This window comes from Paraburkholderia sp. EG286A, from assembly GCF_040965375.1.
In the GTDB taxonomy this organism is placed as follows: Bacteria; Pseudomonadota; Gammaproteobacteria; order Burkholderiales; family Burkholderiaceae; genus Paraburkholderia.
The window spans coordinates 287,100-307,724 of sequence record NZ_JBFRCB010000009.1 but is presented as its reverse complement, the minus strand read 5'-3'; the positions used below and the strand labels follow the sequence as shown (position 1 = coordinate 307,724).

16 protein-coding genes are annotated in these 20,625 nt (G+C 66.9%); 5 read left to right on the top strand and 11 right to left on the bottom strand.

Translation table 11 applies throughout. The features are described from left to right. Positions 1-230: 230 nt before the first annotated feature. Positions 231-2,855: an alanine--tRNA ligase gene (alaS, locus tag AB4Y35_RS34885; RefSeq protein WP_368707965.1), complete on the top strand. Its 2,625-nt coding sequence runs from the start codon at positions 231-233 to the stop codon at positions 2,853-2,855. Positions 2,856-2,936: 81 nt separating this feature from the next. On the opposite strand, the gene AB4Y35_RS34880 is transcribed toward alaS, so the two are convergent. Then, on the bottom strand, positions 2,937-3,878 hold the full coding sequence (locus tag AB4Y35_RS34880; RefSeq protein WP_368693632.1) for a LysR family transcriptional regulator: 942 nt from the start codon (positions 3,876-3,878) through the stop codon (positions 2,937-2,939). Positions 3,879-4,053: 175 nt separating this feature from the next. On the opposite strand from AB4Y35_RS34880, the gene AB4Y35_RS34875 reads away from it, so the two are divergent. From AB4Y35_RS34875 to AB4Y35_RS34865, 3 genes are all read left to right on the top strand, one after another. Further along, entirely contained in the window at positions 4,054-5,202 is a 1,149-nt protein-coding gene (locus AB4Y35_RS34875) for a YbfB/YjiJ family MFS transporter (RefSeq protein WP_368707987.1), read from the top strand. 96 nt (positions 5,203-5,298) lie between these two features. Further along, on the top strand, positions 5,299-5,829 hold the full coding sequence (locus AB4Y35_RS34870; protein WP_368707964.1) for an NUDIX domain-containing protein: 531 nt from the start codon (positions 5,299-5,301) through the stop codon (positions 5,827-5,829). Positions 5,830-5,881: 52 nt separating this feature from the next. Continuing rightward, positions 5,882-6,322, top strand: coding sequence for an acyl-CoA thioesterase (locus AB4Y35_RS34865; RefSeq protein ID WP_368707963.1), 441 nt, complete (start codon positions 5,882-5,884; stop codon positions 6,320-6,322). A gap of 51 nt (positions 6,323-6,373) precedes the next feature. Here the strand turns inward: AB4Y35_RS34865 and AB4Y35_RS34860 are convergent, their stop codons facing one another. The 3 genes from AB4Y35_RS34860 to AB4Y35_RS34850 all read right to left on the bottom strand — a co-directional run bounded on the left by AB4Y35_RS34860 (position 6,374) and on the right by AB4Y35_RS34850 (position 9,253). After that, positions 6,374-7,285, bottom strand: a complete 912-nt coding sequence (locus tag AB4Y35_RS34860) for a DUF4922 domain-containing protein (RefSeq protein WP_368707962.1) — start codon at positions 7,283-7,285, stop codon at positions 6,374-6,376. A gap of 6 nt (positions 7,286-7,291) precedes the next feature. After that, positions 7,292-7,777, bottom strand: a complete 486-nt coding sequence (locus AB4Y35_RS34855) for an adenosine-specific kinase (RefSeq protein ID WP_368686308.1) — start codon at positions 7,775-7,777, stop codon at positions 7,292-7,294. 213 nt (positions 7,778-7,990) lie between these two features. After that, on the bottom strand, positions 7,991-9,253 hold the full coding sequence (locus tag AB4Y35_RS34850; protein ID WP_368707961.1) for an MFS transporter: 1,263 nt from the start codon (positions 9,251-9,253) through the stop codon (positions 7,991-7,993). A 418-nt stretch (positions 9,254-9,671) separates the two neighbouring features. Here AB4Y35_RS34850 and AB4Y35_RS34845 point away from each other — a divergent pair, with 418 nt between their 5' ends. Further along, a complete protein-coding gene (locus tag AB4Y35_RS34845; protein WP_368707960.1) occupies positions 9,672-11,354 on the top strand; it encodes a methyl-accepting chemotaxis protein in 1,683 nt (560 codons plus the stop codon). Between the two features lie 81 nt (positions 11,355-11,435). Here AB4Y35_RS34845 and iolB read toward each other — a convergent pair whose 3' ends face one another. The 7 genes from iolB to AB4Y35_RS34810 all read right to left on the bottom strand — a co-directional run bounded on the left by iolB (position 11,436) and on the right by AB4Y35_RS34810 (position 20,510). Continuing rightward, positions 11,436-12,239 (bottom strand): 5-deoxy-glucuronate isomerase, encoded by an 804-nt coding sequence (gene iolB, locus AB4Y35_RS34840; RefSeq protein WP_368707959.1) that lies wholly within the window; start codon positions 12,237-12,239, stop codon positions 11,436-11,438. Beyond that, entirely contained in the window at positions 12,236-13,150 is a 915-nt protein-coding gene (iolE, locus tag AB4Y35_RS34835) for a myo-inosose-2 dehydratase (protein ID WP_368707958.1), read from the bottom strand. Before iolE ends, iolB begins: the two co-directional genes overlap by 4 nt. Before the next feature lie 33 nt (positions 13,151-13,183). Further along, a complete protein-coding gene (gene iolD / locus AB4Y35_RS34830; RefSeq protein WP_368707957.1) occupies positions 13,184-15,175 on the bottom strand; it encodes a 3D-(3,5/4)-trihydroxycyclohexane-1,2-dione acylhydrolase (decyclizing) in 1,992 nt (663 codons plus the stop codon). Further along, positions 15,172-17,187, bottom strand: coding sequence for a 5-dehydro-2-deoxygluconokinase (gene iolC / locus AB4Y35_RS34825; protein ID WP_368707956.1), 2,016 nt, complete (start codon positions 17,185-17,187; stop codon positions 15,172-15,174). Before iolC ends, iolD begins: the two co-directional genes overlap by 4 nt. A 37-nt stretch (positions 17,188-17,224) precedes the next feature. Further along, positions 17,225-18,034, bottom strand: a complete 810-nt coding sequence (locus AB4Y35_RS34820; protein ID WP_368707955.1) for an ATP-binding cassette domain-containing protein — start codon at positions 18,032-18,034, stop codon at positions 17,225-17,227. Between the two features lie 13 nt (positions 18,035-18,047). Beyond that, positions 18,048-19,211 (bottom strand): ABC transporter permease, encoded by a 1,164-nt coding sequence (locus AB4Y35_RS34815; protein WP_368707954.1) that lies wholly within the window; start codon positions 19,209-19,211, stop codon positions 18,048-18,050. 237 nt (positions 19,212-19,448) lie between these two features. Next, complete coding sequence (locus AB4Y35_RS34810; protein WP_368693624.1) at positions 19,449-20,510, bottom strand: sugar ABC transporter substrate-binding protein; 1,062 nt, start codon at positions 20,508-20,510, stop codon at positions 19,449-19,451. Between the last annotated feature and the right edge of the window lie 115 nt (positions 20,511-20,625).

Below are 20,625 nucleotides of genomic sequence, written 5' to 3'. Positions count from 1 at the left end.
AATATTCGGTACACTGTTCCGCAGTGCGGAACAAAGCCACTCGGTCCGCCGTGTCGCCGCGCGCCCTGTCGCGCCCATGCAAACCACGCCGGACGCGCCGCCGCGAGCGCGCGACGATCCCGTATAATCGTTCGATTCAGCACCGGGGTTTTCGTGAGCAACGTGGGCCCCGAGCGCGACCACGACAAAGACTCAGCACCGTACGCCCCAGGAAGGACCCAACGCACGCCATGAAAGCCGCCGACATCCGCGAGAAATTCCTCAAGTTCTTCGAATCGAAGGGCCACACGATCGTGCGCTCGTCGAGCCTCGTGCCGGGCAACGACCCGACACTGCTCTTCACCAACTCGGGCATGGTGCAGTTCAAGGACGTGTTCCTCGGCACCGAAAAGCGTCCGTACTCGCGCGCCACGACCGCGCAGCGCAGCGTGCGCGCAGGCGGCAAGCACAACGACCTCGAGAACGTCGGCTACACGGCGCGTCACCACACGTTCTTCGAGATGCTCGGCAACTTCTCGTTCGGCGACTACTTCAAGCGCGACGCGATCCACTACTGCTGGGAACTGCTGACCAAGGTCTACGCGCTGCCGGCGGACAAGCTCACGGTCACCGTCTACAAGGAAGACGACGAAGCCTTCGACATCTGGGCGAAGGAAATCGGCGTGCCGGTCGAGCGCATCATCCGCATCGGCGACAACAAGGGCGCGCGCTACGCCTCGGACAACTTCTGGCAGATGGCCGACACCGGCCCCTGCGGTCCGTGCTCGGAAGTGTTCTACGACCACGGCCCGGAAATCTGGGGCGGCCCCCCGGGATCGCCTGAAGAAGACGGCGACCGCTTCATCGAGATCTGGAATCTCGTGTTCATGCAGTTCAACCGCGACGCCCAGGGCAACATGACGCCGCTGCCCAAGCAGTGCGTCGATACGGGCATGGGTCTCGAGCGTCTCGCCGCGGTGCTGCAGCACGTGCACAGCAACTACGAGATCGACCTGTTCCAGAACCTCATCAAGGCGGCCTCGCGCGAAACGAACACGCCCGACCTCACGAACAACTCGCTGAAGGTCATTGCCGACCATATCCGCGCGTGCTCGTTCCTGATCGTCGACGGCGTGATCCCCGGCAACGAAGGCCGCGGCTACGTGCTGCGCCGTATCGTGCGCCGCGCGATCCGCCACGGCTACAAGCTCGGCCAGAAGAGCGCGTTCTTCCACAAGCTGGTGGCGGATCTCGTCGCGGAAATGGGCGCCGCTTACCCCGAACTCGCCGAAGCGCAGCAGCGCGTGACGGACGTCCTGCGCCAGGAAGAAGAGCGCTTCTTCGAGACCATCGAGCACGGCATGTCGATTCTCGAAGCCGAACTCGCCGACCTCGAAGCGAAGGGCGGCAAGACGCTCTCGGGCGAACTCGCGTTCAAGCTGCACGACACCTACGGCTTCCCGCTCGACCTCACAGCCGACGTTTGCCGCGAGCGCAACGTCACGGTCGACGAACCGGCGTTCGACGAAGCGATGGCGCGTCAGCGCGAGCAGGCGCGCGCGGCAGGCAAGTTCAAGATGACGCAGGGCCTCGAATACTCGGGCGCGAAGACGACGTTCCACGGCTACGAGGAAATCGCGTTCGACGACGCGAAGGTCGTCGCGCTCTACGTGGACGGCGCATCGGTCAGCGAAGTGAAGACGGGCCAGGACGCCGTGGTCGTGCTCGACCACACGCCGTTCTACGCGGAATCGGGCGGCCAGGTGGGCGACCAGGGCGTGATCTCGAACGCGAGCCTCCGTTTCGCCGTGGCCGACACGCTCAAGGTCCAGGCCGACGTGAGCGGCCACCACGGCACGCTCGAACAGGGCACGCTGAAGGTGGGCGACGTCGTGAAGGCGGAAATCGACGCGATTCTCCGCGCCCGCACCGCGCGCAACCACTCGGCCACGCACCTGATGCACAAGGCGCTGCGCGAAGTGCTCGGTTCGCACGTGCAGCAGAAGGGCTCGCTCGTCGACGCGGATAAAACCCGCTTCGACTTCGCGCACAACGCGCCGATGACGGACGACGAAATCCGCCGCGTCGAGCAGATCGTCAACGCGGAAGTGCTCGCGAACGCGCCCGGCATCGTGCGCGTGATGTCGTACGACGACGCAGTGAAGGGCGGCGCGATGGCGCTGTTCGGCGAGAAGTACGGCGACGAAGTGCGCGTGCTCGACCTCGGCTTCTCGCGCGAGCTGTGCGGCGGCACGCACGTCACGCGCAGCGGCGACATCGGCTTCTTCAAGATCGTGATGGAAGGCGGCGTGGCCGCGGGCATCCGCCGTGTGGAAGCGATCACGGGCGACAACGCCGTGCGCTTCGTGCAGGAGCTCGATGCGCGCGTGAATGCGGCGGCGGCGGCGCTCAAGGCGCAACCGTCGGAACTGACGCAGCGTATCGCGCAGGTGCAGGACCAGGTGAAGTCGCTCGAGAAGGAGCTGGGCGCGCTCAAGTCGAAGCTCGCTTCGAGCCAGGGCGACGAACTCGTGGGGCAGGCCATCGAAGTGAACGGCGTGCACGTGCTGGCCGCGACGCTCGATGGCGCCGATTCGAAGACGCTGCGCGAGACCGTGGACAAGCTCAAGGACAAGCTCAAGAGCGCGGCGATCGTGCTGGCGGCTGTCGACGGCGGCAAGGTCAGCCTGATCGCGGGCGTGACCGCCGAGGCGAGCAAGAAGGTCAAGGCCGGCGAACTCGTGAACTTCGTCGCCCAGCAGGTCGGCGGCAAGGGCGGCGGCCGTCCCGACATGGCGCAGGCAGGCGGCACCGAGCCGGCCAACCTGCCGGCCGCGCTCGCCGGCGTGAAGGGCTGGGTCGAAGCGAAGCTGTAATACGACGCGTCGCGGCGTGAACGCGCTTTGCGACGAAGGAGGGCTGTCCGTGAGGGCAGCCCTTTTTGTTTCCCGCGCGCCTTATAAGGCGTGAAGGCCTGCGGGCGTGGCTGCAGCGTCAGCCGCGAATCGCAATGCCGTGCTGCCCGTGCGTTGCGCATCCTCCAGCAGCGCTTCTTTCAACGCGCCGAGCGCAGGCGAATAGTGGCCACGCCGCCAGGCGAGCAGCGTATCGATCTGACCGAGCTTGCCAAGCGAATGAATCGTGACGTCGTCGGCACTGCGTGGCAGTTCGAGCACCGAGCGCGGCGCGACGGCCACACCCGCGCCCGCCGCCACGCACGCAATGATCGCGTGATACGAGCCCAGTTCCAGCACGCGTGACGGCCGGATGCCATGCTCCACATACCAGCGCTCGACATAGGCGCGATACGCGCAGCTGCGTTCGAACGCGACGAGCGTGGAGAGCGCGATATCGCTGGGCTGTCGGATCGGCCGGTGGCCGCGCGGCGTGATCATCACCAGTTCTTCGCGATAGACCGGCACGTGCTCGAATACCTCGGGGTCCGGCACCCCGGCGAGCGGCGTGGCGATCAGCGCCGCATCGATTGCGTATTCGCGCAGGCGCTCGATCATCGTGCCGGTCGTGCCCGTTTCCAGTTCGAGCGTGACCTCGGGCCACGTCTGGTGATAGTGCGCGAGCGGGCCGGGCAGACGGCTTGCTGCAGCGCTCTCCATGGTGCCCAGGCGCAGGCGTCCCGCCGGGCGCCCGGCCTTGAGCGCATGGCGCGCTTCGTCGGCGAGCGCGAGCAGACGCTCGGCGTAGGGCAGCAGGGTTTCGCCAGCGGGCGTGAGAATCAGGCGCCGGCCCTCGCGCGTGAAGAGCGGCGTGCCGAGCTGATCTTCAAGCTGCTTGATGCGCGTGGTCACGTTCGACTGCACGCGGTTGAGCTTGGCGGCGGCCCGCGTCACGCCGTTTTCCCGCACGACCGCCCGGAAAATCGCCAGTTCGGCGAGGTCCATAGTTCTCTCCTCGGGATGCATCGATTCATGATAATTCATTTTTAGTGAACGATGGAATCGCCTACGATGGTAGGCAGTTGCTTAATCCGCTGATCTCATGAACGACTACGTCCCCGGCACCGTCCACGTTTCCGAACCCCGCCCGCATGCCGGGCGACGTGCGGCGTTGGCCTGCATGGTGTCCCTTGCCGTTGCGCTGGGCGTCGGGCGCTTCGCCTTTACGCCGCTCCTGCCGCTGATGCTGCACGGCGGCGCGCTCGACCTGCGTCACGGCGGCTGGCTCGCCTCGCTGAACTACGCGGGCTACTTCGTGGGTGCGATCAGCTGTGCCGCGCTGCGCATGGCGCCCGCGAGGATCGTGCGTGCGGGCCTCGTGGTCACCGTGCTCCTCACGCTCGCGATGGGCCTCACCCAGCAGTTCTGGATCTGGGCCGTGGTGCGCTTCGTGGCGGGCGCGGTGAGCGCGTGGACCTTCGTGTTCGCCTCGCAGTGGGGCCTGCGGCGGCTCGCGCAGCTCGGCGCGAACGAGTGGGGCGGCGTGATCTACACCGGACCCGGCGTCGGCATCATTGCGACCGGACTGTTCGTGAGCGCGGCCGGCGGTCTCGGCGCGCGCACGGGCTGGATCGGCTTCGGGCTGATCAGCGCGCTGCTCGCCGCCGTCGTCTGGTCGACGTTTGGCGAAGACAGGCGCGCGCTCGCGCCGCGCCCCGCCGCGCGTGCTGCGGCAAACGCCGCGCACGCGGAGCGCGACGGCCGCCGCGCCGACGCCTTCTGGCTCGTGCTGCTCTACGGCGTGCCGGGTTTCGGCTACATCATCACGGCGACGTTCCTGCCCGTGATCGCACGCCATGCGCTGCCCGGCTCGGCGTGGCCCGACCTGTTCTGGCCGATGCTCGGCGCGGCGCTGATCGCCGGCGCGCTGCTGGCTGCGCGGCTTCCGCTGCATTGGGACAACCGCCTGATGCTGGCGGGCGCCTACGTGCTGCAGGCCGTGGGCATCGCGCTTGGCATCATCTGGCCCAACGCCGCGGGCTTCTCGTTCGGCAGCGTGTTGATCGGCCTGCCGTTCACGGCGATCACGCTCTTCGCGATGCGCGAGGCGCGTCTGTTGCGCGGCGAGCATGCCGCCGCGCTGATGGGCTATGCGACGGCCGCCTATGGCGTCGGGCAGATCGCGGGGCCGCTCGTGGCCGCGCCACTCGCGGCGTCGACGGGCTCGTTCTCGCCTTCGCTGTGGCTCGCGGCGGGTGCGCTCGTGGCCGGCGCAAGCGGGCTCGTCTGGCGGGCCTGGCATACGCGCGAGGCCGCACGCGGACGCTGATAGCACACTAGAATGGACGCTTTCGCGCAAGCCGCGAGCGTGTCCACCGGGCCGCGCGGCTGGTTCCCAGCGCCATCGACCCCTGCCTTTTCCCCCATGAGCGAATACCAGTTTTGCCCGCGCTGCGCCACGCGTCTGACCGAGCGCGCCGACCCCGCCCACGAAGGCGGCCGTGTGCGTCTCGCCTGCCCGGACCACGCCTGTGGCTACGTCCACTGGAACAATCCGCTGCCCGTCGTGGCGGCGATCGTCGAGTACGAGGGCCGCATTTTGCTGGCCCGTAACGCGGCTTGGCCCGAAGGCATGTTCGCGCTCATCACCGGCTTTCTCGAAAACGGCGAAACCCCAGAGGAGGGCATCGCGCGCGAGGTGCACGAGGAAACCGCGCTGCGCGCCGAGAGCGTCGAACTGATTGGTGTGTACGAGTTCATCCGCAAGAACGAACTCATCATCGCGTATCACGTGAAGGCGTCGGGCACGATCGCGCTCTCGCCGGAACTGCTCGAATACCGCCTCGTCGAGCCCGCGAAGCTGCGGCCGTGGCGCGCGGGCACGGGCCAGGCGCTCGGCGAATGGATGCGCCGGCGCGGTCTGCTGTTCGAGTTCGTCGAGCGTCCGGGCCAGTGATGGCCGCGCGCCGAGCGACGCTTTCCCGCTACGCCTTCCCTGGATCTCCTCGATGAACCGACCCGTCACCGTCGCCCGCTCCGGGTATCGTCATTTCCTGCCGATCGGCACGCGCTGGATGGACAACGACGTCTACGGCCACGTGAACAACGTCGTCTACTACAGCTACTTCGACACCGTGGTGAACGAGTATCTGATTCGCGCGGGCGCGCTCGACATCGAGCACGGCACGACCATCGGGCTGGTCGTGGAAACGCAGTGCAACTACTTCGCGCCGCTCGTGTTTCCGGAGCGCGTGGAGGCGGGGCTGCGCGTGGCTCGCCTCGGGTCGTCGAGCGTGCGCTACGAGGTCGGACTCTTTCGCGAAGGCGAGGAGGCGCCCGCGGCGCAGGGGCATTTCGTGCACGTCTACGTCGATCGCGCGACGCGCCGGCCCGTGAGCGCGTTGCCCGACGCGCTGCGCGCGGCGCTCGAGCCGCTCGTCGTCGGCTAGACGCGGTCGGCCAGACGCGGTCGGCTAGACGCGCCTCAACGCCTCAACGCCTCAACGCGCCACGCTCACGCGTTCGAGCGCCGTCATCGGGCCGAGTTGCGCGAGCGTCTGCAACTGAGCCGCATTGCGCACGAAGAACGAGCCGGCAAAGCCGAGCGAGTTCACCGAAATCCCTTCGACGCATTCCGTCGTGCGGGGCACCACCAGCATCCACTGGCGCGTGACGAGCAGGTTGTAGGGCGCGCCTTGATGCGCGACGCCGCCCACGTCGTCAGCGGGCACGCCCGCCGCGTCCAGCAGCGCGCGATAGCAGCCGAGTGCCAGATGCGCGGCATCTTCCGCTGTGCCGGCCTCGGGGCCGAGATCGAGACGCGCGAATGCATGGCGAAACGCGAGCCCCGGCACGATCGCGATGGGACGCGCGCCGTGGACCGCCTGCGCGCCGCCGAGCAGCGCTTCGAGCGGCGCCGCGTGAGGCACATCGCCTGCGAGCGGCAGCGGCACCATCTGCAAATGCTTGTGCGGCTGGCTCGCGCCCGCGGCTGTGCCGCCGTTGTAGAACCCGAGTCCGTCGATCTCGCGCAGCACCGCGATCAGTGCGGCGAAGTCCGCCGCGTCGAGCAGCGCCTCCTGCGGCTCGTAGCGGCGCGTCACGATCAGCAGATGCCGGTCGATCACATTGAACTTGTTGAGCAGCGCAACGTGAGTGGGCGAGAGGTCGCCGACGAAAAGATCGGGCTCGTAAGGCAGGAACGGATCGCGCGGGGGCTGCGGAACAGACGCAGTCGAAGTCTGCGGCGTGAGCCGCGCCGCCTCCTTGCGCGCGAGATTCGCGGCCACGCGCACGGAGAAGCGCATGCCGCCATCGTCGATGAAGGTATGTGCCGTCTCGATGGGATGGAGCGCGCCGCACGCGAGCGCGTGCACCGTCTGCTGCCCGATCGCCGCGCGCAGCGTCGTCATCGGCGCTCAGGCCTTGTAGCCGATGGCGCGCAACAGGTCCTTGCGCCAGCGTACGTCGTCCTCGGCCTCGACGCCCAGCGGCGGCATGCCGTCCACCACGCCGACGATGCCGCGCCCCTGATCCGTCTCCGCGATCAGCACCTGCGTGGGGTTCGCGGTGGCGCAGAAGATGCGGCAGACCTCGGGCACGGCCTTGATCGTGTTGAGCACGTTGATGGGGAAGAAGCCGTCGCCGAGAAAGACGATGAAGCAGTGACCCGCCGCGATGCGCAACGCGTTTTGCGTCGCCATCTCGATGAGCGCGTCCTGGGTGCCGGAGCGCCGCACGAGCCGTTTGCCCGACGCCTCGCAGAACGCGAGGCCGAACTGGATGCCCGGCACCGTGCCGTAGAGCGCCTCGTGCAGATCCTCGACGGATTTGATGAAGTGGGTCTGGCCGAGGATGAAGTTGGTGGCTTCGGGTTTTTCGATCTCTACCGTGGACAGTTGCATGGCGAACCTCGTGCGCGGGCGTCTCGAAAGCGCCGCCTTGCGCCGGGCCGAAGGGGCTGGCTGGCGGGCGGGAGGCGGCGGCCAACCACAAGCCTAGTACGAAGTCGCGGCGAGGCAAAGCGTGTGCAGGCGCACAACGAACAACGGCCGGAGCCCCGAGGGGCGTCCGGCCGTTTTGCCGGGCGGCAAAGTGATGCCGCTGCGCCGCTGCGCTTATGCAGTTTTCTTCGCGCGCTTGCCTTCCACGTCGGGCAGCAACACGGTGAGGATGCCGATGAGCGGCAGGAACGAGCAGACCTTGTAGACGAAGCCGATGCTGGTCGCGTCCGCCAACTGGCCGAGCACCGCCGCGCCGATGCCGCCGAGGCCGAACGCGAAGCCGAAGAAGAGACCCGCGACCATGCCCACCTTGCCCGGAATCAGCTCCTGCGCGTAGACGAGGATGGCCGAGAACGCCGAGGCCAGCACCACGCCGATGATCACCGTGAGCACGCCGGTCCAGAACAGGTTGGCGTAGGGCAGCAGCAGCGTGAACGGCGCCACGCCGAGAATCGAGACCCAGATCACGTACTTGCGGCCGATGCGGTCGCCCACCGGGCCGCCGATGATCGTGCCTGCGGCCACGGCGGCGAGGAACACGAACAGATGGATCTGCGCGGCCTGCACGGAGAGGTGGAAGCGGTCGATCAGATAGAACGTGAAATAGCTGTTGATGCTCGCGAGATAGAAGTACTTCGAGAACACGAGCAGCACGAGCACGCCCATGGCGGTCGCCACCCGCTTGCGCGAGAGCGTGACGTGTGCCACCTCGGCGCGCTTTTTCTTCATCGCGGGATGGGCCTTGTACCAGCGGCCGATCTGCGTGAGCACGACCATGCCGACGAGCGCCGCCGCCGAGAACCAGGCAATGCTGCGCTGGCCGTGCGGAATGACGATCACGGCGGCGAGCAGCGGCCCGAGCGACGTGCCCGCGTTGCCGCCCACCTGGAAGAGCGACTGCGCGAGACCGTGGCGCCCGCCCGACGCCATGCGCGCCACGCGCGACGATTCCGGATGGAACACCGACGAGCCGCAGCCCACCAGCGCGGCCGCGACGAGCAGCACGCCGAAGGTCGGCGCGACCGACATCAGCAGCAGGCCGCACAGCGTGAAGCCCATGCCGACGGGCAGCGAGTACGGCAGCGGCCGCTTGTCGGTGAAGAAGCCCACCAGCGGCTGCAGCATCGACGCCGTGATCTGGTAGGTGAGGGTGATCAGGCCGATCTGCGTGAACGACAGCGAGAAGTTGTCCTTGAGCATCGGGTAGATGGCGAGGATCAGCGACTGGATCATGTCGTTGAGCAGGTGCGAGAAGCTGATCGCACCCAGCACCGAATAGACGGTGCGTTGCACCGCGCCCGCGGCGGGGGCGGAAGCGGCCGCGGACGAACCCGCGGCGGCGCCCGGCAGGGCGCGCTTGTCGAGACTGGTTTCCATGTTGTCGGTAGCAGCAGAGAGTATTCAGCGGGCACCACTCCCGGCGGGCAGCGGCGACGGCATGAAAGGACATGTATAAGAGTTATGAGCGCAGTGTAATGTGTCTCGCTCGAACTGTACGGACAAGATTTGTCGAGAATCGGACACGGGCGGTGCGCCGTTACCCTGCGGCCCAATGCCGCAAGGGGCTGGAGCCAATACTCAAAATTGATGCGGGAATTTTGGCATCTCATTTTGGCCGTGTATAAACCGCCGATATGCGCGCCCACGAGGTGCGCAAAACGGGGCTGGAATACGGGCCGCACCGCGCGCGCGAAGGCGTTAAAGAATGCGCGTCGGTGTGCCGTAGACCGGGGTTGAGGCGTAGCGCAAATCAGGAACGATGGCGCTGAGCCTGACAACAATGCTGGAGACCAAAATGAAAGCAGTATCGCAAGGCGGCGGGCACGCAGGCTTCGTGCCGCAGGATCCGGCAGGCAGCGCGGCGCACGCGCAGCAACGCAAAACGGGACGCGCCGGCGCGGCAACGCGCAGCTCGCGGCTTTCCGTGAAGGCCACACTGCGCCTCGCCTTCGCGCTGGTGCTGATCGGCACGCTCGCCATCGGCGCCGTTTCCCTCGCGCAAATCAGCCGTCTCAACGGCTCGACGCAATCGATCTACGAACAGGGCTACGTCGCGAGCCGCGCCGCCGAGGAAGCGCGCGGCCACGTGCTGCGCGCAAGCCGCGCACAGAAGATGCTGCTCACCGCGACCACGGCGCGCGAGCGCGACGAACTGGGCCAGGACATCGACAAGGATCTCGGCGCGCTGGAGCGCGGCATGAGCCAGCTGCAGCAATACGCGCAGGAGCAGGGCGGCGACGCGCTCGCCCTGCAAAAGAAGCTCGCCGATGCGACCACGGCGTGGAGCGGCCATCTGCGCGACTTCGTGACGCTCGTGAAGCAGCAGCCGCTCGATCTCTCGCAGATGAGCTGGCAGGTGGGCACCCAGGACGTCTCGCTGCTCGTGGAGACCGGCAAGCTCGAAACGCTCGTCAACGACCTCGTCGCGCAGCGCGGCACGGCCGCGAAGGCGACCCTCGCGAAGGCCGAGTTCATCTTCAAGTCGTCGTTCGTGATGATGGCCGTGGCGACGGTGGCCATGTTCGTGCTCGCGTTCTTCGTGAGCGAATGGGTCGTGCGCCGCATCGCGCGGCAACTGGGCGGCGAGCCCGCGCACGCCAAGGCCATCGCGGCCCGTATCGCGGCCGGCGATCTCGCCCAGCCCGTCACGGTTCACGCCCGCGACGCGGCAAGCATGCTGGGCGCGCTGCGCGACATGCAGAAGGGTCTTTCGACCACGGTGGCCGAGATCGCGGCCAGCGCCGAGGCGATCGCCTCCGCCTCGGGCGAGATCTCGACCGGCAATCTCGATCTGTCGCGCCGCACCGAAGAACAGGCCATGGCGCTCGAGCGCACGGCGAGCAGCATGGAGCAGCTCACGTCCACGGTGCGCCTGAATGCCGAAAACGCCGAACAGGCCAGTACGCTCGCGGGCAACGCCTCGGCAATCGCGGAGAAGGGCGGCTCGGTGGTGGGGCGCGTGGTCGCGACGATGCAGGAGATCAACGACAGCGCGAAGAGCATCGCGGACATCATTGGCGTGATCGAGGGCATTGCGTTCCAGACCAATATTCTCGCGCTCAATGCCGCCGTGGAAGCGGCGCGCGCGGGCGAGGATGGGCGCGGCTTCGCCGTGGTGGCGGGCGAGGTGCGCAGCCTCGCGCAGCGCAGCGCGGCGGCGGCCAAGGAGATCAAGGCGCTGATCGGCGCATCGGTCGAGCGCGTATCGAATGGCTCGACGCTGGCGCAGGACGCGGGCTCGACGATGGACGAAGTCGTGAAGGCCGTGCGGCGCGTGAACGACATCATCGGCGAAATTTCGGCCGCTTCGCGCGAGCAGCGCTCGGGCATCGAAGAGATCAGCCGCGCGGTCACGCAGATGGACGCCGGCACGCAGCAGAACGCGGCGCTTGTGGAAGAGGCGACTGCCGCGGCACAATCGCTCGACGATCAGGCGAAGGTGCTCAAGCGGCTGGTGGGGAAATTCCGGCTGGCTTGACGCCGTTGCCGTTCGTTGCTCGTTGCGGGCACGATGAAAAACGCCGCGTGGTTCTACACGCGGCGTTTTTTTATGGGCGCGTCACTTCGCGTCGCGCTCGATGATCCACTCGTGCGCCGGGTCGTTGTGGAAGTGCCATTCGCGCGTGGGGCCCGCCATCACGTTCAGGTAGTACGAGTCGTAGCCATACGGCACGACGACCGGGTGATAGCCGCGCGGCACCATCACGACGTCGTGATTCTCCACGGCCATCGTTTCGTCCAGATCGCGCGCGTCGGTGTACACGCGCTGGAACGCGAAACCCTGCTGCGGATTGAGCCGGTGATAGTAGGTTTCCTCGAGCGCGCTTTCGTGCGGCAAGCGGTCGGCGTCGTGCTTGTGCGGCGGGTAGCTCGACGAATGGCCCGACGGCGTGCGCACCTCGACCACGAGCAGCGATTCCGCGGGCGCGTCTTGCGGCAGGATATCGCAGACGTAGCGCGTATTCGCGCCCTTGCCGCGCGTGGAGCGCTTCATCTGCGCGGGCTCGATGAGGCGAGCGGGCAGCGTGCCTTTGGCGGGCGCACTCGCCACGCCCACTTCGGCGTTGCGTTTGGCGTGCACCGTCGCTTTCACGCCGGGCGGCACATAAAGGGCATACGGCGCGGCGTCTTCGAAGACGCTGTCGCGCGAGCCGAGGCTCGACCAGCGCTCGCCGTCCGCCTCGATATCCACCGCGCCCGAGAGCACGACGATGCAACTCTCGCGATCGGGCTCACTCACGTAGACGAGTTCATCCGCTTCGAGCCGGTATGCGGCGAAGCCGACATAGCGCCAGCCCGCGGTATCGGGCGTGACGCGCGCGATCGTCTGGCCTTCGCGCGCGGCCTTGACCAGCAGAGTCATGCTGCCTCCTTCGATTGGGTGTCCGTCGCATCGACGAGCGTGCGCAGCGTACGGTAACCCTTTTGCGCATATTCGTACGACGGTGCGATCACCGGGTCCTGCTCGGCTTCGACGACGAGCCAGCCGCGATAGCCGTGACGCTTCAGGCGCGCGATGATCGCGGGAAAATCGACGGCGCCGTCGCCCGGCACGGCGAACGCCCCGGCGAGCACGGCGTCGAGAAAGCTCCAGTTGCGGTTGCGAGCGAGTTTCATGACGGCGGGGCGCACGTCCTTGCAGTGCACATGGCATACGCGCCCAATGTGCTTGTCGAGTTCGGCGATCGGGTCGCCGCCTGCAAACGTCATATGGCCCGCGTCGAACAGCAGGCCGACGGCGTCGCTCGTGCGCGCCATCAGCTTGTCGACGTCGGCGGGCGTTTCGACATAGGCGCCCATGTGATGGTGGTACGCGAGCCGCACGCCGCGCGAGAGCGTATGGCGCGCGAAGGCGTCCACGCGCGCGGCGTAGTCGTCCCACTGCTTGTCGCTGAAAAAGCGCGGGCGCTGATAGAGCGGACGCGGCGCGCCCTGAATCGAATCGGCGACTTCGCCATAGACCATCACCGTTGCGCCGTTCTGCGCGAGCAGGTCCAGATGCTTCTCGACCGCGGCGATCTCTTCCTCGACGCTGCGCCGCGCGAGCATGCCCGAGTACCAGCCGGAGACGAGTGACAGATCGTATTGCGCGAGGAGCGCCTTGAGCGCCTGCGGCTCGCGCGGAAACTTGTTGCCTAGCTCGAAGCCCTCGTAGCCGATCTCGCGTCCCTCGGTCAGCGCCTGCGATAGCGGCGTCTCGCCGCCGAGCGAAGGCAGGTCGTCGTTCATCCACGACAGCGGGTTGATGCCGATGCGTACTTCAAATGCGCTCATGTGCGCTCCTCGATGTCTGTGTCGTCAGCCGCGTTAGGCGTTGCCGGGTTCGTCGTCGCCGGCGGGCGTGTCTTCGCCGGCTTGCGCGCGTCCGCTGCGCTGCGCGACCTGTTCTTCATAGCGCTCGCGCGCCTCGCGCACGGCAGGGCGCGTGGACACCTCGGGCACGGCGACTTCCCACCACCAGCCGCCTTCCTCCGTCGTGCGCGCGGGGTCGGTGTCGATGGAGACCACGTAAGTGCGCGACGAAGCACGCGCGCGTTGCATCGCCGCTTCGAGTTCCGCGACGTTCGCCACGTGCTCGGCCTGCGCGCCGAGCGAGCGCGCATGCGAGGCGAAGTCGATGCGCGGCGCACCGAGCGGCCCTTGCGCGCAGTCGTCGAACAGGTTGTTGAACGGCGCGCCGCCGCAAGCCTGCTGCAACCGGTTGATGCAGCCATAGCCGCGGTTGTCGAGCACGACGACGATGAGCTTCGCGCCCAGCATGACCGAGGTGGCGATCTCGCTGTTCATCATCAGATAGCTGCCGTCGCCCACCATCACGATGACCTCGCGATCGGGGCGCGCAAGCTTCGCGCCCAAGCCGCCCGCGATCTCGTAGCCCATGCACGAGTAGCCGTATTCGACGTGATAGGCGCCGGGCTGGCCCGCGCGCCAGAGCTTGTGCAGCTCGGCAGGCAGCGTGCCTGCCGCGCAGACGACGATGTCTTCGGTGTACGAACGATTCGACGAGCGCTGCACGGCGCCGATCACATCGGCGTCGTAGGGCAGGCGGTTGCGTTCCTGCGGCGCGTGCGTGAGGCGCTCGATGCTCGCGCGCCAGTCGCTGGCGAGGCGCTGGGCGCGCGCGGTCCAGTTCGCGTCGGCGCGCCAGTTGATCAGTTCGTCGTTGAGCGCGGCGAGCGCCTGGCGTGCGTCGGCCTGCACGGCGAGGCCGTCGTGCTTGAGTGCGTCGAAGCCGTTGGCATTCACGCCGATCACGTGCGCGTTCGCAAAGAGCGAGTTCGAGCCGGTCGTGAAGTCCTGCAAACGCGTGCCCACGGCGAGCACGCAGTCGGCGTCGCGCGCCAGTTCGTTGGCGGCGGGCGAGCCCGTCACGCCGAGCGCGCCGACGTTGAGCGGATCGTCCCACGCGAGCGAGCCTTTGCCGGCCTGCGTTTCGGCCACGGGAATGCCGCGCGAGGCCGCGAGCGTCTGCAAGGCCTGCGAGGCGCGCGAATAGAGCACGCCGCCGCCCGCCACGATCAGCGGGCGCTTCGCGCGATGCAACTGCGTCAGCGCCGCATCGATCTCGGTCTGAATGGGCGCGGGTGCGTGGAACGTCACTAGGCGCGGCGTGAAGAAGCTCGCCGGGTAGTCCCATGCCATGGCCTGCACGTCCTGCGGCAGCGCGAGCGTGACCGGGCCGCAGAGCGCGGCGTCGGTGAGCACGCGCAGCGCGCGCGGCAGCGCCGTGAGCAGCTGCGCGGGATGCACGATGCGGTCGAAGTAGCGCGACACGGGGCGCAGCGCGTCGTTCGCGGAGAGGCCGCCGTCGTGCAGGTCCTCGATCTGCTGCAGCACCGGATCGGGTTCGCGCGAGACGAAGATGTCGCCGGGCAACAGCAGCACCGGCAGGCGGTTCACGTGCGCCAGCGCGGCCGCCGTGACGAGATTCGTCGCGCCCGGACCAATCGAGGTCGTCACCGCCATCATGCGGCGGCGAAAGTGCGCCTTGGCATACGCGATCGCGCTGTGCGCCATGGCCTGCTCGTTGTGCGCGCGCAGCGTGGGCAGTTCGTGCCGATACTGATAGAGCGCCTCGCCGATGCCGGCCACGTTGCCGTGACCGAAGATCGCGAACACGCCGCCGAATAGCGGCTCGGTGCGGCCCGAGCCGTCTTCGCTCGCCACGCGCTGCGCAGCGAGATAGCGCACGAGCGCCTGCGCCGCCGTGAGCCGCACGGTGCTCGCGTGCGCAGCGGGCGCGGCGTTCTGCGCGCTATCCTGCGCGGCGTAGTCGCCAGGAGCAATGCGTTGATTCATGCCGCCTTCTCCTCATGGTTGTCGTGCGCGCCTCGAGCCTCGGTGCGCGCGGCGCGCCACGCGCCGATCAGCGTTTCGAAGGCGCGGCGCGCGCGGGCGATCACTTCGTCGTCGCCGATTTCGCCTGAGAGCCAGGCGACGCTCGGCTCGTAGAAGATCGAGCGGCCCACCGTGAAGCCCCGGCACGTGTTCGAGGCGGCCGCCGCGCGGAAGCCCTCCACGAGCTGGTCGATCGGCGCGGAGAGCCCGAGCAGCACGACGCCGCGGCAATACGGGTCGCGCTCGGCGATCAGCGCGTCGATCTCGCGCCATTGCGCGGCGCCCGTCGGTTCGAGCTTCCACCACTCCGGATAGAGGCCGATGTTGTAGAGCCGCTTGAGCGCGCGATAGACCGTATCGGGTGCATTCGGCTTGCCGCCCAGTTTCGGCGGAATCACTTCGAGCAGCAGTTCGTGGCCGCTCGCCTGGGTGGCGTCGTAGAGCGCGCGCAGCTGCGCCTCCTGTTCGAGACGCTGCTCGACGGGCTCGTCGGGATGGAACTGCACGAGGCACTTGACTGTGTGGTCGATGGGCCAGGACGCGAGCGTCGTGCCGATCGAGCGGCCATGGTCGAACACGAGCGGCACGGAGCCCGGCAATTCGACCGGGCGACCGATCCACCAGCCGCGGCCGGTCGCGGCATTGAGTGCATCCTGGCCGTAGCGGTCGTCGATCAGGACACCGATGCGTCCCTGCAAACCGAGCGTGCGCTCGGTCTGCGCGACGGCCTCGACGAACAGATTCTTCAGATACGAAATGCGCGCTTCGCTGACACCCGTCTGCTGTGCGAGATCGAAGAACTGGTTGCGATGATCGAACGCGAAGCCAAGCACTTCGTCGTGGCGCTTGCGCGCGGGTGTCACGCGATGCAGGCGCGCGAGCGTCGCGTCGCGGTCGGGGCGGCGCATGCGCACGGGGTCGGCGGCCGCTTCGCGAAGGAAGTAGTCGAGTTCCACGGGCGTGGGCATGGCGGGCGCGCAGCCATGCCGCGAGACGACGAGGGCGCCGCACGCGTTGGCCGAACGCGCGCAATCTTCGAGCGAGGCGTCGCGCAGCCAGCCCGAAAGAAAGCCGGAGGCGAAAGCGTCGCCCGCGCCGAGTACGTTGAGCACTTCGACTTCCACGCCGCGCTGCATCGGCAAGTCGTCCATCGAGGCGGGCACCGCGCCTTCCACGATCTGGCAGCCGAGCGGCCCGCGCTTGACGAGCAGCGTCGCGCCCGTGACTTCGCGCACGCGCCTGAGCGCATCGACGAGCGATTCCTTGCCGCCTGCAATGCGGAACTCTTCCTCGGTGCCGATCACGAGATCGAAATGCGGCAGGATGCGCTGCAAATGCGCGCTCACGCCTTCGCTCGCGACGAAGCGCGTCTCGCCATCCGCCTTGCCCGTGAGGCCCCAGAGCACGGGACGGTAGTCGATGTCGAGCACGGTGCGCACGTTGTTGCGGCGCGCGTAGTCGAGCGCGGTGAGGCTCGTGCGGTTCACCTGCTCGGTCGAGAAGTGCGTGCCGGTGATGAGCAGCGCTTTCGAGGAAGCGATGAAGGCTTCGTCGAAGTCGCCCGGATCGACGGCCATGTCGGCGCAGTTTTCGCGGTAGAAAATGAGCGGGAACGTGTCGCGGTCTTTCAGACCCAGCAGCACGAGCGCCGTGAGGCGTTCGGGGTCCACGCGCACATGGCTCGTGTCGCAGCCTTCCTTCGTGAGCGTTTCGACGAGGAAGCGCCCCATATGATCGTCGCCCACGCGCGTGAGCATGGCCGATTTCAGGCCAAGACGCGCACAGCCGAAGGCGATGTTCGCCGAGGAGCCGCCCAGGTACTTCGCAAAGGTGGAGACGTCTTCGAGCCGCGCGCCCACCTGTTGGGCGTAGAGATCGACGCCCAGGCGTCCGAGGCAGACGATGTCGCGGCTGCGTCCGGCGGCGAAACGGCCTGGAGTGGAACCGGGCGGGGTTGAATGAGTCAGGGCCATGTGTATTCCTGTTGAGTGCTGTGCCGTGCGCTCGTGCTCAGATGGTCGCGCCGTCGAGTTCGGCGATCATCTTCTGCATCTCCGCGCCGCCCGCCATCATGTCGAGCACTTCGTTCTTGCTGATCGTGTCCTTCGTGTAGGTCCCGAGCGAGCGACCGCGGTTGAGCAGCGTGAACGAGTCGCCGATGGGGTAGGCGTGGTGCACGTTGTGTGTGATGAAGATCACCGAAATGCCCTTGGCGCGTGCGGCGTGAATCAGCTTGAGCACGTTGAAGCTCTGCTTCACGCCGAGCGCGGCGGTCGGCTCGTCGAGAATCAGCACGCGGGCGCCGAAGTGAATGGCGCGTGCGATCGCGAGGCACTGTTTCTCGCCGCCCGACATCGTGCCGATGGCCTGATGCGGGTCGCGCACGTTGATGCCCATGCCGGCGAGGCGATCCTTCGCGATCGCCGCGCTCGCATCGAGGTCCATCACGTTGATGAAGCCGAACAGCTTCTTTTGCGGCTCGCGGCCCATGAAGAAGTTGCGCGCGACCGAGAGCAGCGGCACGAGCGCGAGATCCTGATAGACGGTGGCGATGCCGAGATCGAGCGCGTCTTTCGGCGAGTCGAACGTCACGGGCTTGCCGTCCACGAAATACTGGCCGGTGGTCGGCTGGTGCACGCCGGCGAGCGTCTTGATGAGCGTGGACTTGCCTGCGCCGTTGTCGCCGAGCAGGCAGTGCACTTCGCCGCGCTTCAAGCGCAGCGTGACGCCGTTCAGTGCGATGACCTTGCCGAAATACTTGCTGACGTTCTCGAGCGCGAGAATCGTGTCGCCGTCTGCGGTGGTTTGAATATCGGACATTTGAGCCTCCGGCTTACGATTGCGCGACGCGGCGGCGCACATAGTGATTGAAGAGCACGGCAATGAGCAGCATCACGCCGAGGAACACGCGGAACCAGTCCGAATCGATGTTCGTGTAAGTGATGCCGATCTGCACGACGCCGAAGATGAGTGCGCCGAATGCCGCGCCGATCACCGAGCCATAGCCGCCCGTGAGCAGCGTGCCGCCGATCACCGCGGCGATGATCGCTTCGAATTCTTTCTGCAGGCCACGGTCGGCGGCGGCCGAACCGATGTCGCACACCTGCAGCACGGCGAACAGGCACGAGCAGAACGCGGTGAGCATGAACAGCGAAATCTTCACGCGCTTCACGGGCACGCCCACGTTCTTTGCGGCGTTGGAGTCGCCGCCCACAGCGAGAATCCAGTTGCCGTAGCGCGTCTTGGCGAGCACGAACGCGCCGATCGCGACGAGCGCGAACCACCAGAGAATCACCTTGGGCACGCCCGGTACGAGCGGCTGGCCGTTGTCGAGCATCCTGCCGATGCCGATATGCGCGAGCGCCACGAACAGGCCCTTGAACGCCGTGCCGTGAAAGAGCAGGTTGGTCACGAAGTCGGCTTTGGCCACGTCGCCCACACCCGAGACGATCGTGCGGTCGGCGAACATGATCGAGAGCGCAAGCGTCAGACCGCGCAGGATGAAGAGGAACGCGAGCGTGACGATGAACGAAGGCAGCCGCGTGCGCATCACGAGGTAGCCGTTGAGCGCGCCGAGCGCGGTACAGCCCACGAACGCGAACAGAATGGAAAGCGCGATGGGCCAGTGGAAGTACATCGTGGGGATCGCCACCATCATGCCGGCGAAGCCGATCATCGAGCCGATGGAGAGGTCGAACTCGCCGGCGATCATCAAGAGGCACGCGCCGACGCTCAGGATGCCGAGGTAGGCGGCGACCTGGGACCAGTTCATCACGCCGTCGAGATCGAACATGCCCGAGCCGCCCGCGCCGATCGCGAAGACGGCGAAGACCAGCACGGTGCCGGAAATCGCGGCGAATTCGGGGCGGCCGAGCAGATGGCCGAACCACGATTCGCGGCGCACGCGTTCGTCGCCGGCGCCTGGCTGCGGCGTGGGCGCGTCTTGCGCGCCGCCTTCCGGCGCGTGCGAAGGGAAGTGTTTGCCGGCTACACCCATGATGTCTCCTGTATCGACCAGAGTTGGTGCTTTAGCGCCTTACGCTGGTCCTATGCAAGGCGATCGGCCGTGGCAGGCGCATTCACGTCTGCGTTGGCTCAAATACCCGAGCGCATTCCCCGCAAGCGACTGCCTTGCAGTAGAAGCAACCCGGTGAATGGCGCGCGGCGAGGCTGGCGAGAGGCGATGGGCATCGGAAGATGCTAGCCGTCGCCGCGCGTGGCTGACGAAAAATGCTTAGCGGTACTGACCTGCGTACTTCACGACCTTGTCGAGATTGTCCTTGGTGATAAAGCCCGGACCCGAGCGGATGTTCTTCGGACCGTACGAGGGCTGCAGGCCATAGGTTTCGAGGCGCTGCTTGAACTTCGGATTCGCTTCGAGGATCTGGCGGATCTTCTGCGGGTCGGTGGTGTGCTCCTTCTTCACGATCGCGAGCACGGCCACGGGGATATAGCCCTGCAGGTACGGCTGCTGGTCGATCGCGAACTGGATGGTGCCCGCGCGGATCGCCTTGGCAATGTCATCCGAGAAGTCGAACGTGCAGAAGTAGATCTTGCCCGCGAGGCCCATCTGGTCGATCGCCTTGAGCGTAGCGGCCGCCGGCACGGGCCCAAGCGTGAGGATCGCGCCCGTGTTCGGATGGTTGCGCAGATACGCGCTCACCTTCGACTGGATTTCGGTCGGGTCCTGGCCGGAGTCGATCGTCGAGCTCTTGTAGTCCACGCCGAGCGCATCGGCAAAACCGCGGCAGCGTTCGAACGACACGGCGTTGGTCGCGAAGTGATTCACGCACAGGAACGACTTCACGCCCGCGGCCTTGGCCTTTTCGCCGGCTGCGTGACCCGCCACATATTCGGGCTGGCCTACGTGCATGATTGCGCCGAGCTTCTCGCTCTGTTCCTCGGTGCCCGAGTTGATCGTCACGAGCGGGATCTTCTTCTGCGTGACCTTGCCGATGGAGCTCTTGAGCACGTCGTAGTCGGCGATCGTGACGATCACGCCGTCGTAGTTGCGTGCGGCGGCCTGTTCGATCAGGCGCGACATGTCGGCGATATCGCCGTTGGGTGGATTGCGGTAGTCGGTCTCGACGTTCCAGTCTTCGTCGGCCTGCTTGATGGCGTTCTTGATCGTGTTCCACCACGAGTCGGAATCGGGCGCGTGGCTGATCAGCACGAAATGCGCGTCGGCAGCTTGCGCCGTTTGCGCGCTGAGCACGCTCGCACCTGTCAGGCCCGCTGCCAGCGCGAGCACTGCGGCCAACCTCCGGAGCATGGTCTTGCCCTTGCGTTGAGTCATTGTCTCCACCTTTCTCGGTCTGTCGTTCGTTCTTGGGGTGAATGCCGCAGCCGCGCTTTTGACATGCCGCTTGTTACCTGCATCAGCTGCCGCGCTCATCGACAAGAGTAGGACA

What these genes read in the sequence shown, in the direction of transcription:
- alaS (WP_368707965.1), top strand. Translation starts at nt 231, where the DNA reads ATGAAAGCCGCCGACATCCGCGAGAAATTCCTCAAGTTCTTCGAATCG.
- AB4Y35_RS34880 (WP_368693632.1), bottom strand. Translation starts at nt 3,878, where the DNA reads ATGGACCTCGCCGAACTGGCGATTTTCCGGGCGGTCGTGCGGGAAAAC.
- AB4Y35_RS34875 (WP_368707987.1), top strand. Translation starts at nt 4,054, where the DNA reads ATGGTGTCCCTTGCCGTTGCGCTGGGCGTCGGGCGCTTCGCCTTTACG.
- AB4Y35_RS34870 (WP_368707964.1), top strand. Translation starts at nt 5,299, where the DNA reads ATGAGCGAATACCAGTTTTGCCCGCGCTGCGCCACGCGTCTGACCGAG.
- AB4Y35_RS34865 (WP_368707963.1), top strand. Translation starts at nt 5,882, where the DNA reads ATGAACCGACCCGTCACCGTCGCCCGCTCCGGGTATCGTCATTTCCTG.
- AB4Y35_RS34860 (WP_368707962.1), bottom strand. Translation starts at nt 7,285, where the DNA reads ATGACGACGCTGCGCGCGGCGATCGGGCAGCAGACGGTGCACGCGCTC.
- AB4Y35_RS34855 (WP_368686308.1), bottom strand. Translation starts at nt 7,777, where the DNA reads ATGCAACTGTCCACGGTAGAGATCGAAAAACCCGAAGCCACCAACTTC.
- AB4Y35_RS34850 (WP_368707961.1), bottom strand. Translation starts at nt 9,253, where the DNA reads ATGGAAACCAGTCTCGACAAGCGCGCCCTGCCGGGCGCCGCCGCGGGT.
- AB4Y35_RS34845 (WP_368707960.1), top strand. Translation starts at nt 9,672, where the DNA reads ATGAAAGCAGTATCGCAAGGCGGCGGGCACGCAGGCTTCGTGCCGCAG.
- iolB (WP_368707959.1), bottom strand. Translation starts at nt 12,239, where the DNA reads ATGACTCTGCTGGTCAAGGCCGCGCGCGAAGGCCAGACGATCGCGCGC.
- iolE (WP_368707958.1), bottom strand. Translation starts at nt 13,150, where the DNA reads ATGAGCGCATTTGAAGTACGCATCGGCATCAACCCGCTGTCGTGGATG.
- iolD (WP_368707957.1), bottom strand. Translation starts at nt 15,175, where the DNA reads ATGAATCAACGCATTGCTCCTGGCGACTACGCCGCGCAGGATAGCGCG.
- iolC (WP_368707956.1), bottom strand. Translation starts at nt 17,187, where the DNA reads ATGGCCCTGACTCATTCAACCCCGCCCGGTTCCACTCCAGGCCGTTTC.
- AB4Y35_RS34820 (WP_368707955.1), bottom strand. Translation starts at nt 18,034, where the DNA reads ATGTCCGATATTCAAACCACCGCAGACGGCGACACGATTCTCGCGCTC.
- AB4Y35_RS34815 (WP_368707954.1), bottom strand. Translation starts at nt 19,211, where the DNA reads ATGGGTGTAGCCGGCAAACACTTCCCTTCGCACGCGCCGGAAGGCGGC.
- AB4Y35_RS34810 (WP_368693624.1), bottom strand. Translation starts at nt 20,510, where the DNA reads ATGACTCAACGCAAGGGCAAGACCATGCTCCGGAGGTTGGCCGCAGTG.